General features: G+C 65.0%; 10 protein-coding genes. 3 read left to right on the top strand and 7 right to left on the bottom strand.

All coding sequences use genetic code 11. The features are described 5' to 3' along the window. Nucleotides 1-1,263: a D-alanyl-D-alanine carboxypeptidase/D-alanyl-D-alanine-endopeptidase gene (gene dacB, locus KBX13_RS07450; protein WP_256021485.1), complete on the bottom strand. Its 1,263-nt coding sequence runs from the start codon at nt 1,261-1,263 to the stop codon at nt 1-3. A gap of 89 nt (nt 1,264-1,352) precedes the next feature. On the opposite strand from dacB, the gene KBX13_RS07455 reads away from it, so the two are divergent. Continuing rightward, the gene (locus tag KBX13_RS07455; protein ID WP_070361888.1) at nt 1,353-1,829 is read left to right on the top strand and encodes an inorganic diphosphatase; all 477 of its coding nucleotides are present in this window, start codon (nt 1,353-1,355) and stop codon (nt 1,827-1,829) included. Nucleotides 1,830-2,063: 234 nt separating this feature from the next. On the opposite strand, the gene KBX13_RS07460 is transcribed toward KBX13_RS07455, so the two are convergent. The 3 genes from KBX13_RS07460 to KBX13_RS07470 all read right to left on the bottom strand — a co-directional run bounded on the left by KBX13_RS07460 (nt 2,064) and on the right by KBX13_RS07470 (nt 6,090). After that, on the bottom strand, nt 2,064-4,478 hold the full coding sequence (locus KBX13_RS07460) for a hypothetical protein (RefSeq protein WP_256021486.1): 2,415 nt from the start codon (nt 4,476-4,478) through the stop codon (nt 2,064-2,066). Nucleotides 4,479-4,487: 9 nt separating this feature from the next. After that, nucleotides 4,488-5,285: a hypothetical protein gene (locus KBX13_RS07465; RefSeq protein ID WP_256021488.1), complete on the bottom strand. Its 798-nt coding sequence runs from the start codon at nt 5,283-5,285 to the stop codon at nt 4,488-4,490. A gap of 106 nt (nt 5,286-5,391) precedes the next feature. Further along, on the bottom strand, nt 5,392-6,090 hold the full coding sequence (locus KBX13_RS07470; protein ID WP_256021489.1) for a hypothetical protein: 699 nt from the start codon (nt 6,088-6,090) through the stop codon (nt 5,392-5,394). 49 nt (nt 6,091-6,139) lie between these two features. Here KBX13_RS07470 and KBX13_RS07475 point away from each other — a divergent pair, with 49 nt between their 5' ends. Together KBX13_RS07475 and KBX13_RS07480 are read left to right on the top strand one after the other, a co-directional pair. Further along, nucleotides 6,140-6,430, top strand: coding sequence for a rhodanese-like domain-containing protein (locus tag KBX13_RS07475; RefSeq protein ID WP_070363433.1), 291 nt, complete (start codon nt 6,140-6,142; stop codon nt 6,428-6,430). A 42-nt stretch (nt 6,431-6,472) separates the two neighbouring features. Beyond that, entirely contained in the window at nt 6,473-6,898 is a 426-nt protein-coding gene (locus KBX13_RS07480; RefSeq protein WP_070361882.1) for a MarR family winged helix-turn-helix transcriptional regulator, read from the top strand. A gap of 120 nt (nt 6,899-7,018) precedes the next feature. Here KBX13_RS07480 and KBX13_RS07485 read toward each other — a convergent pair whose 3' ends face one another. From KBX13_RS07485 to KBX13_RS07495, 3 genes are read right to left on the bottom strand one after another with little or no spacing between them, the layout of a single operon-like run. Next, complete coding sequence (locus KBX13_RS07485; protein ID WP_256005539.1) at nt 7,019-7,864, bottom strand: class C sortase; 846 nt, start codon at nt 7,862-7,864, stop codon at nt 7,019-7,021. Next, nucleotides 7,861-9,102, bottom strand: a complete 1,242-nt coding sequence (locus tag KBX13_RS11540; RefSeq protein WP_256021492.1) for an LPXTG cell wall anchor domain-containing protein — start codon at nt 9,100-9,102, stop codon at nt 7,861-7,863. Before KBX13_RS11540 ends, KBX13_RS07485 begins: the two co-directional genes overlap by 4 nt. 18 nt (nt 9,103-9,120) lie before the next feature. Continuing rightward, nucleotides 9,121-10,647, bottom strand: coding sequence for a SpaH/EbpB family LPXTG-anchored major pilin (locus tag KBX13_RS07495; protein WP_256021494.1), 1,527 nt, complete (start codon nt 10,645-10,647; stop codon nt 9,121-9,123). Nucleotides 10,648-10,651 lie beyond the last annotated feature (4 nt).

A 10,651-nucleotide genomic window follows, 5' to 3' on the forward strand; every position in this document is an offset into this window, starting at 1 on the left:
CTAGAACTCCCGCAGCGCCGAGGCGAACGTGTCCATCGCCCGGCGCGCCTCCAGAATGTCCGAGTCATTCGAGAGCAACGCGAAGGTGTACACGTTGCCGCTTTCCGCGGTCACCGTGCCGGCCAGCCCGGACGTCTCGTCTAAGGTGCCCGTCTTCGCGCGGACCCAGCCGCGCCCGGCCAGGTCCCCGTAGCGGGTGGCCAGGGTGCCGTCGCCGGCCGCAATCGGCAGCGCGTCCAGCATCGGGCGCAGCTGCTCGTGCTGGGTGGCATCACTCAGGATGCTGTCCAACATGCGCGGGGTGATCCGGTTGTCCACCGACAGGCCAGAGCTGTCCACCAGCGTGATGCCGTCCGTGTCGAAGCCGTGCTCCGCCAGGACGTGCAGGGTGGCGGAGGGGGCGTCGATACCTACGTGGGCCGCCACCTCCCTGCCGATGGCCTCCGCGTAGACATTGTCGGACTCCTTCATCATCATGTGCAGGCGCTGCACCAGGTCCGGCGACTCCACGCTTGCCAGCGTGTCCGCCTCCGCGGGCGCCGGGCCGAGACCGACCGTCTGCGCACCCACGCGATCCGCCAACGCCTGCGCCACATCCAACGCCGGAGTATGCGAGCGAGGCACGTCCCCCTCCGTCTCCCCGTTCAGGCGACCACCCGAGAGCATCGCCGGTTCCAGCGGCGCGACGAAGCCGCCATCGATGTCCACGGGGTCCCAGCCAGGCATCATGGTCGGCTGGCCCTCCCACGCCTTCGTGTCGATGAAGACAGCAGTGACCTGCTGGTTTTTGAGTTGCTCGGCGAGCTGCTCGATGGCCTCCGCGTCCAACCACACGTCACCATTCGCCTTGATCACGACCGAGCCCGGCTGCTCCCCACTCACCACCTGCGTCTCGATCCTGTCATCCGCCCCCAACTCCAACACCGCCGCCGCAGCCGTCAAAATCTTCGTCGTCGACGCCGGGCGCAACGCCTCCCCCGCCAACCGATCAAACAACACCTCACCCGTCGAACCGTCCGACACGCGCGCGTGGAACGTGCCCAACGCAGGGTCCTCCGCAAGCTCCGCCAGACGCGCCTGCAGCGCCTGAATATCCACCGGGTGTGGCACCGCCGGCACCAACACCGGCTCCGCCTGCGGCAACTGATACGCCGGGGCGTGTTCAATGCGCGCCAACTCCTGCTGCGCCGCCACACCGAAGCCAGCCGCGCCACCCACCGCGACCAACGCAACCCCGCCAACAATCCAAGTCCAAAGCTTCACGGCGCATAAGCGTAGCCCAAACCCACTGGGCGACGCAGCCCCGTATGATAAGTACCGGTATTATCAACGCGACTACAAAAGGAGCGCACATGGCTGTCGAAGTCACCATCGAAATCCCCAAGGGTTCCCGCAACAAGTACGAACTCGACCACGAAACAGGCAAGGTCTACCTCGACCGCCACCTGTTCACCCCGATGGCCTACCCACTCGACTACGGCTTCATCGACGAAACCCTCGCCGACGACGGCGACCCAATGGACGCCCTCGTCATCCTCCCCGAGTCCGTCTTCCCAGGCGTCATCGTCAAGGCACGCCCAATCGGCGTCTTCAAGATGACCGACGAAGCCGGCGGCGACGACAAACTCCTCTGCGTCATCGACGACGTCCGCTACGACCACTACCAGGACATCGACGACGTCTCCCAGTTCCTCAAGGACGAAATCGAGCACTTCTTCGTCCACTACAAGGACCTCGAGCCGAACAAGGAAGTCTCCGGTTCCGGCTGGGGCAACAAGGCAGAGGCCGAGAAGATCCTGCAGGCCTCCATCGACAACTACAAGAAGTAGGTCGCTGCTTCTAAGTGTTTGCCGCCTGGGTTGTACCTGGGCGGCTTTTTGCTTGGCTGTGCACCAAATTCCCTCATTTCCACAGAGCCTCTCGACATTTCCCCAGGTCGCTGGGATTGAGTGCGGGATTTTGGTGCGTCCCCAGCCACCCTCAGTGCCAAAGGACGCAATTCCATCTCGCTGAGGCGGCGAAACCCCAGGTCACGAAAAAGCGGGTGCGTCCTTTGGCACTGGCTAGAACTTGAGGTGGTCCTTCGCCCAGAACGCCGCAGCGCCAAGCAGCGCCAGCAGTGGCACCACGATCGCCGCGATGATGCCGCCCTTCGAGCTGCCCTCGCAGTTCTCGGAGGATCCACTTGAGGAACCATCCTTCGCGCAGGTAGCAGGCGCCCCAACGGTTGGCTCCGGCGTGAGCTCACTTGTCGACGTCTCCACCTCCGGCTCCGAAGTCTGCTCAGTTGTCCGCACGGCGGACTCGGTCGTGGTGGCGGACTCGGTCGTGGACTGGGTGGTCGTAGTGGCCTCGGTGGTGGTTGCTTCGACGCTCACCGAGGTAGAAGGTTCCGTCGAGCTAGTCGTCGGAGCGACCGATGTCGTTTCGGTTGTCCGCGGCGCGGACGGCTCCGGCTCCGGTGCCTCCGAGGTCGAAGGCTCCGCGGACGGCTCCGACGTGGTCGACGTAGTCGTCGGCGTGGTTACTTCGACGCTAACCGAGGTAGAAGGCTCAACCGAAGTGGTCGACGGAGCAACCGAAGTCGTTTCGGTTGTCCGCGTGGTGGACTCCACCGAAGGCTCCACCGAAACTGAAGTAGAAGCCGAGGCCGAAGGCTCCTCCGAGGTGGAGGTTGGCGTCTCCGAGGTGGTTGGGGTGGTGGACGAAGGGGACGTCGTCAAGCTGGTTGAGGAGCTCGGCGTCGGCTCCTTCGCCAGCAGCTCGTCGAGGTTCTCCTGCGCCTCGTTGACACGGAAGAAGGTGCGGTCGAGGTCGGCTTGCGCGTCGTTGATGAGCGGCGGGTAGTTCGTGCGTCGCATGATGTTCATGCGGGTCTCGGCGACCTTGTGGTCGAGTTTCGCGGCGTCGAGCGCGAGGCGCGCGGCCTGAACGTTGCGCGGCTTCACGGCGGGCTCGTACAGCGGCGCGTCGCATTGCGGCGGGGTGGCTCCGCAGTTCGGGCAGCAGCGAGGCGACGACGTGGAGGTCTCCGCACTTGTCGACGTCGCCACCGTCGGCGTTGTCCGCGTCGCGGAAGTCGTCGACGTGGTTGGGGTGGCCGACACGCTCGGGGTTGCCGAAGTGGTTGTCCGCGGCGCGGACGTGGTAGAAACCGGCGTGGTCGACGTGGTGGTGGTTACCGGCGCGGTTGTACTCGTCGTGCTTGAAAACGGCGTGCTGGACGTGGTCGATGTCTGCGTAGTCGAAGCCGGCGTGGTTGGCGTGGCAGACGTGGTTGGCGTCGTCGTCGGAGTCTCTGGCTTCATCTGTTCGCGCAGATTATCGAGGTTGTCCTGCGCCTCCTTGAGTGCCCGCTCGGCGTTCTTGTAGCGGTTCTCCGCAAGGATCTTCGCCACCGTGTCGGAGGCGTTCTGCAGCTCGACACCCGCAGCGTTGAACTCGGCTGCGGCCTGGTCAACGATGTGCTGCCCTTCCGCCTCAGTGGAAGGCTTCGGCGGCGCAACGTATGACGGCAAGACGATACGGGTGGTAGTCGGAGCCTGGGATGACTTCGACGAAGGCTTCGGCGAAGGCTTTTCCGAGGAAGACGTGGCAGACGAGGAGGTCGACGAGGAAGTAGATGTCGTGGTCTCCGGCGTGATCGTCACCGTGATGGTGGGCGCCTCGGAGGTCGTCGGGGTCGGTACCGGCTGGGCGCTCGGGATGGTCGGCATGGGCAGTGGTGGCAGGTCCGGGAAGGATGGCTGGCTCGAAGACGAAGAAGACGAAGAAGACGAGGACGTAGTCGGCTTCGGACGCTCGGACGTCGTCGAAGTCGTCGTGGTCACCAGCGGGGGAACAGGCGACGGCGACGGGGTAGGCGTCGGCTTCTGGCGCAGGTTGTTGCGCAGGATGAGGATTTCGGCGTCGAGAGGCTGCGGGGTAAGTCCCGGCTTGCGCGAGTGGCCAGAGACCATGAGTAGGTCGTCGCAGCTGTGCGCGAGTGCCATCGCGTGGCCCATTTCGTGCGCGATGGTCATGATTCGGCTGGTCGCGCCAACCGTGGACGCGAACATTTGCGGGCTAATCCGCACGGTGAGCGACGGCCCACCACCGGTCACTCGGCCGAGCACCGGCAGGCTTGGATCAACGAGCACGCTGACGGCCTCGGGCGTCTTGTGGTCGATGAACTTGATATCCAGGTATCCACCTCGGTCGCGCACGGCCTTGACCCACAGGTCGGCGGCGCGCTGGATGTCGGCGCGGTGGCCGGTGGTGTCGTAAAGGTAGAGGGTGTTGTTGTGGATTCCTGTTTCGCCGGCGCCGGGGAACGTAAACCGCGAAATGTCCAGTTGCTGCCCCCGCTTGAACTGCGACTTCAACGCTTTGCATTCACTGCCATTCGGCTGAACATCAACGTGCGCGTACGCGGGCGCCGTACCCCCTAATACCAGGGAGAAAGTACAGACTGCAGCAAGGACATTTCGAGTTTTCACAAAGGTTTACTATATGAGGTATCGGCGCCCGTATGCAAAGACGGCTGCACCAATTATCGACGCCACCACCAACGCAAACAGCGCCCGCACCAGGGTGTTGGATCCGGTCTCAGCCGCGATACCGCGCTGCTCTGCCACCGGGGACTGTGCCGAGGCAGCCTGTGCCGGGGCAGCCTGCTGCTGCGCCTCAACCGGCGCCTGACCTGCAGCCTTGGAGGTTGCCAGGCCCTGACGCGCGACCTCAGAGGCGTTCTCCGCGAGCAGCGCGTTGGAGTCCTTCACCTCGGCGTCGGTTGGAGGCTCGTTGATGCGGGCCAGGTCGGTGACGTAGGTCTTGCCGTCAGCGTTGAGGTAGTACGTCAGACCACCAATCGCGAGCACTGCCGGAAGCGCGATCAGGCCAGCTGCAGCCGGTGCCGGGTTGTTCGGGTCAACATCTTCGGCGGTGAATGGGACGTCCTGGTGGTCGCCGGTCGGGTCTGGCTGCTCGACAGGGGTCGTTGCCTCGGCTGCGGGAGCTTGGGGCGCTGCGGTTTCGGCGGCGGGGGCGTCGATAAGCCCGGCGACAGCCGCCTTCGCCACGTCCACTGCGCGCTCGCGGTCAGCCGCCGAGAGCTGGTCAAACGCGATGTTGACCAGGTTGCGGTCCGGCACGTAGTGGGTGCCGTCCTGGGTGAGGAAGTACTCGGCACCGTTGATGTCGTGGGTCACGGCCGGCAGCGGAATGTCCTGCGCCTGGGCCATGGGGACGATGGCGGTTGCGAGCGCGCCGGTCATGACGGCGGCCAAAACGGTGTTGCGCTTCATTAGGGGCTCCTTTGCTCAACATGAAGTCTCAAGTCTTACTTCATGGTTTAGCCCCACTGTAGACGCACTTCACCCCAGTCACAAGTGTTTACACAAAAAACTTCAGTTACTTTGCGCCGGTATCGGTCGGTGGCGCATCCAGCACGGACGAAAATTGCCACCCAATGACCGCGTTGCGAACCGAGTCCGCCAAAATATTGCGCGGCTGAATACAGGAGATCGTCAGCAGCCGGCCCGGGCGTGGCCCATCACCCCAAATATCGGCATCACCCGCCATCACCTCTTTCACCGGGTCATGCAGGTCAGTCGCGCGGTAGGACAACCACTTCCCGCCGGCCGCCTCGGAGTCGGCGGTGCGCAGGTACAGCATGTCCCCAACGCGGATGGTGTGCTGGTCGGAGGAGCCGTCGAAAAGCCGGTCAAAGACCCCATGTACCCCAGCACCCGTGTGACCCGCGACGACCACCAGGTCCTCAGCACCCGGGCCCGGCAGCGAGTACGGCTTATCCGACGCCGTGTAAACACACGCCTTATCTAATGTGGCGGGGTCCAGCGCGTCGGCGCGCACGCGGCACGGACCGTCCTCGAACTGCGCGCGAAGCCCCACCGAGGGGATAAACATCTCGAGCGGCTGCGACTGACCAAGCGCTGCAGGATCCTCTGCTGGAGGCTCGGGCGCAGGCGCAGGCTCCTCCTTGCCACACCGTACCGGCAGCGACACGAGCACCATGAGCAGCACCAACGCCACTATTCGGCGCACCCAAAACACCCACTGCGGGGGGCGAGTTCGAGGAGGCGTGCGCATAGTGCAAATCGTAGCCGACACACCCGACACTTCCGCTACAATCGCGCACATGCAATCCATCAACGTCAACAAAGTCCCTGAAAACGCCCAGCTTATCGACGTCCGCGAGCCCGAAGAGTACGCCGAAGTCCACGCCGTAGGCGCCACCAACCTGCCACTGAGCGAACTGACCACCCTCACCGACCGGATCGACCCCGACCAGGACATCTACGTCATCTGCCGCTCCGGCGGGCGCTCCTCCCGCGCATGCGAATACCTCGAGCAGGTACACGGCTGGGAACCCATCAACGTCGAGGGCGGCACCATGGAATGGATCGCCAACGGGCTGCCCACCGAGTAGCACGGTTTCATTCCTGGCCAGCAGCCCGATACTCTGGGACTTATGGCCACGATTGAACTCCCAGAGGCGCTGACTACTTCGCCATCGTTCCAGATCGAACGCGTGCGCAGGCACACCAAAGACGAGGTGGAGCGCACCCTGGCGAAGCACGACTCCTCCATGCGAGAGTTCTGGGTGCTCAGCTGCGTCTCCGAGCAAGCACGCTCCCAATCGCAACTCTCCGAGCTGCTCGCGATCGACGCCTCCGACATGGTCCGCCTCATCGACTGCCTGGAGAAGCACGCGTGGGTCAAACGCGAACGCGACCCGAAGGACCGACGCCGCCAAATCGTGACCGCCACCAAGAAGGGCGGCAAGGCCCTGGCGAAACTCGCGGAGGATGTGGCCGCCGCCGAGGAACGCGCCCTTGACGCCGCCAACCACAAGCAACTCAAGAACCTGCGGAAGCTGTCGCAGGCGATTTTGTAGCTTTTGCTTGACTCACTTCGCGCGGCGCGCACCAAATTCCCGGGTTTCAGCAGACCCGCGCAGCGTTTCCCCAGTTCACCAGCCCGTCGCCGCGGATCGTGGTGCCCAGCAAACTCCCAGCTACTCCTCGACAGCGTCCCGCCGACGCTTCCACCGCCGGTACAGAATCAGCAGCAACACCACCAGCACGATCAGGGCCACGAGGATCATCCACCAGCTGATGCCCAGGCCGGTGACGCGCGGTTCGGGGGCGTCAGGGTCAAGAGGTACGCGAATGGCGTGGACGAGCAGCCTGTCAGTGTTGAGCCCGTAGGGGGTACACGTGATCAGGGTGAGGCGATCCTCCCCTGGTTGGTAGCCTACGGCCTGGTATTGGTCCGGTTTCACCACTTCGCGGCTGACCATCTGGTAGCGCAGTCGCTGCCCCATCACGTCTATGTAGATGTCTTGGCCTGCTTTGAGGGTGGGGAGGGCGTCGAACATGGCGGCGTTAACCATGCCGGTGTGGGCGGTGATGACGGCGTTGGTGCCGTCGCCGCCGACGGGGAGGGTGGAGCCGAACATGTGGCCTGCGCCGTCGTAGAGGACGTGGGGTGCGGTGGTGTGGTAGACGGGCAGGTCGACGCCGATGTCGGGGATGCGGATGCGCGCCATGATGCCCCCGGAGCCTGGCAGGTTGAGTTGTGCCATGTAGTCGGGCATGTCGGGGTCGTTTGTGGCGGGTGGGCGTGCGTGTGGACCGGTGGCCAGCAGGCGTTGGTTGTAGTCGCGGGCGCGCGCGAGTTGGGCGTCGCGTTCTTCGGCGCTGAGGCTGGTGGTGTGTTCGCTGTAGGCGTCGGCTTGGCGGCGGAGCTGCTCGTTGGTGGCGAGTGTGGCCACGATTGGGTACAGCAGCAGGAGCGCGCCGAGGATCAGCCCGATCAACGAGATGAGGTTCCCGGCGCGTTTGCGGTTGGGTTTGCTCACTGTTGTTGCTCGTCTTCTTTTCGACGCGCCAGCAACCATCCCAAAACGATCAAAGCGAGGGCGAGCAGCGCGAGCCAGATGACGTTAGCGCCTGTGTAGGCGAGGACTTGATCGACGCGGCCGCGCGGTCCGTCCTGCGAGGGCTGCGCTTCAGTTGTAGGTTTCGGTGTTTCCGGCGCGGTCCCCTGCGGGCCCGCAGGCCTCGGGCTCGTCGGCGCAGTGTCCGACGGAGCCGTGTCTGGCAGCCCTGGCAGCAGCGGTATCAGCGGCAGCAGGCCGAGCAGGCCCCACAGCCAGCGCCGATCCCCCCTGGAGGAGCCCTGCTGCGCAGGCGCCTCGATGAGTACGTCCGCGTGGGTGGCTCGCACGGTGACGTGGTTGCGTTCGGGGTCCATGCCGTCGGTGGTGAGGGTGGCGTCGGCACCTGCGGTGCCTTGCGCGGTGGCGCGGGCGCGCTGCTCGAGCGTGACGGTGGTGGTGGCGTCGGTTGCGCGGGCGCGCGCGAGTTTTTCCAGGCCGGACTTGGTCAAGGCTGCGCGCAGGCGGTTGCCTTCGCGGTGGAAGGTGACGTCACTCGGGCCGAGTGCCGCCCCGTTGATGCGCACGGTGGGTTCGCCGTCGAATTCCAGGTTTCCGGTGAGCGTGAGGGTGAGCTCGTAGTGGCCGATGGTGCCGTCGAGAGACGGGTTGGGCGCCACTCCGCGCACGGTGAGGGTGACGTCCTCGCCGGGGTGGACGCGCTTGCGGCTGGCCTCGAGCACGACGCTGAGTTGTTGGGCTTTCGGTTCCACGGTGCGCGCGGAGCCGCCCGTCACGGGCACGACGAAGGGTGCGAAGAAGACTTGCGACGCCGTCTTCGCCTCGGTGTCGCCAAGCGTGAAGAGGTACGCGCCGGGTTGCAGGCCGTCGAGGGTGACGCGTCCGCCGCTGGTGCGCGCGGTGGCGACTTCGACGATCGTGTCGGGCTGCGTACGTAGCAGTGCCGGGACGTCGAGGGTGGCCAGGGATTCGCGCCCGGCCTGGGTGCTCATGTCCACTGTGGTGATGCGGGAGGCGGTGACGGTGCGCTCCCCGATGGTGTCCAGGCCGTCGACACCTGCGGCGGCGCGCAGGTCCACCGTGACGCTGCTCGGTGCCGCAGCCACCGCGGCGGGTGGCCCGAACGCAGGCATGCCGACGCCGGCAACGCCGACCGTTACGGCCAGCGCCACCGCCATCGCAGTCCCCGGGTTTCTCACCGCTGTGTGCTCCCCTACTTAGGCCTTGCGGGAGCGCAGCTGGTAGGCAGCGCCGCCGCCGAAGAGGACCACGCCGAGCGCCAGGATGATGAGCATGGTGCGCTCACCGGTTGCTGGCAGGCGGCCGAACAGGTTGTCCTTGACGTTGTTCACGCTGCCGCTGAGCGTCTTGGTTTTTGCGTCGTAGTTCAACGGCTGTGGCTCCGGGTTGTTCAGGTAGCCGGACACGCCCTTGGTTTCTACGGCGCAGTAGTCGGCAAACTTGCTGTCCTTCTTGGTCAGGTTGAGACCTTCGGCCTTCGCCAGGGCTGCCCCGGCGTGGTCGCCTTTGGCGACGGTCTTGTCGGCGGTCAGGGTCGTTTTCACCTCGTCTCCGATGACCACGCGCTGGGCAGCGGTGCCTTTGTCGACCTTCCAGGAGCCGTCGCCCTGCTTGGTGCAGGTGAAGATCTGGAACTCGGCGCCGGCGCCGTTCTTTTCGCCGTCCTTGGCCTGCTTGTTCAGCAGCTTGGTCACCTCAACCTTGGCGAAGTTCAGCGTCGTGGCGCCGTCGTTCGGGTCGTCGGTTGGGGTGGTGTTGTGCGGCTTATCGTCGTTGGAATAGTACACCTGCGCGGTGTTGTCGATCGTGCCGTTCTCGGGCAGTTTGACCAACTTCGCATCGAACTCGGTGCGCACGATCAGGCCCGGATTGGCGGCGCGCAGCTCGCGTAGCTTCTTCAGGCCGGCCTCGGTGAACTCCACGGTGACGGTGTTGTCCCCTGCATCGGCCACGGTGTAGTGGTCGCCGGCGGTAAGCGTCTCAGGGGCGTCGTCGTCCGCGGACTTCAGCACCTGCACCTGCACGGGGTGCTCGGCCTGGCTCCACTTGAGGTTCGCTGACAGCGTATCGACGACTCTCAGCTGGTCACCTTCCGGGTTCGGGCCGAATGCTGGGATGGGAGCGTCGATACGGTAGCGCGCGTTGTCTCCCAGGGTGGTGTTTTCGCTGATGAGAGACTTCTTCGGCTCGAGGATCTGGTTCTTCGGGTTGATGGTGCGCTCGTACTGCGCCACGCCCTTTTCGAATGCCGGGAGGGTGAGCAGGAACGGAGTCGCCACGGAGTGCTTCGCGCCCTCGGCGCGCAGCTCGGTGACGCGGAAGAGACCCACGCCGAGGTCGGTGAACACGGCCTCGCCGTCAGCGTTCGTCGCCACTTCCTTCGCCTTAAAGCTCGGGTCCGCCTGCACATCGGAAACCTTCTTCTCGCCTTCTGCGGCGACGTCTTCCCAACCCTTCGCGGTGTTCAGCGGCGCGGTAGCGATGCGCTCGACCCTGAAGGTGACGTCCTTGATGGTCGTCATGCCATCGAGACTGCCGTTCTCACCGACCGGTTCGCCCTCGTACTTCTTGATCGTCAGCTTCGTGGCGCGGTTGACGTCGACCTGCGACTGGGCGACGGCGGCTGGCATCGTCGCAACGATGGAGGCGCCGACCGGTCCGACGAACGCGACGGCCGCCGCGGTGGAAATCGCGAGTGCGGAACGGGAAATGATGTGTTTCATGGTG

The sequence above is a fragment of the Corynebacterium sp. CCUG 51687 genome (assembly GCF_024453995.1).
GTDB lineage: Bacteria > Actinomycetota > Actinomycetes > Mycobacteriales > Mycobacteriaceae > Corynebacterium > Corynebacterium pseudogenitalium.

Bases quoted from the DNA above. Each gene is read 5' to 3' on its own strand.
- KBX13_RS07470 (WP_256021489.1), bottom strand. From the start codon at position 6,090: ATGCGCACGCCTCCTCGAACTCGCCCCCCGCAGTGGGTGTTTTGGGTG.
- KBX13_RS07495 (WP_256021494.1), bottom strand. From the start codon at position 10,647: ATGAAACACATCATTTCCCGTTCCGCACTCGCGATTTCCACCGCGGCG.
- KBX13_RS07480 (WP_070361882.1), top strand. From the start codon at position 6,473: ATGGCCACGATTGAACTCCCAGAGGCGCTGACTACTTCGCCATCGTTC.
- KBX13_RS07465 (WP_256021488.1), bottom strand. From the start codon at position 5,285: ATGAAGCGCAACACCGTTTTGGCCGCCGTCATGACCGGCGCGCTCGCA.
- KBX13_RS07475 (WP_070363433.1), top strand. From the start codon at position 6,140: ATGCAATCCATCAACGTCAACAAAGTCCCTGAAAACGCCCAGCTTATC.
- KBX13_RS07455 (WP_070361888.1), top strand. From the start codon at position 1,353: ATGGCTGTCGAAGTCACCATCGAAATCCCCAAGGGTTCCCGCAACAAG.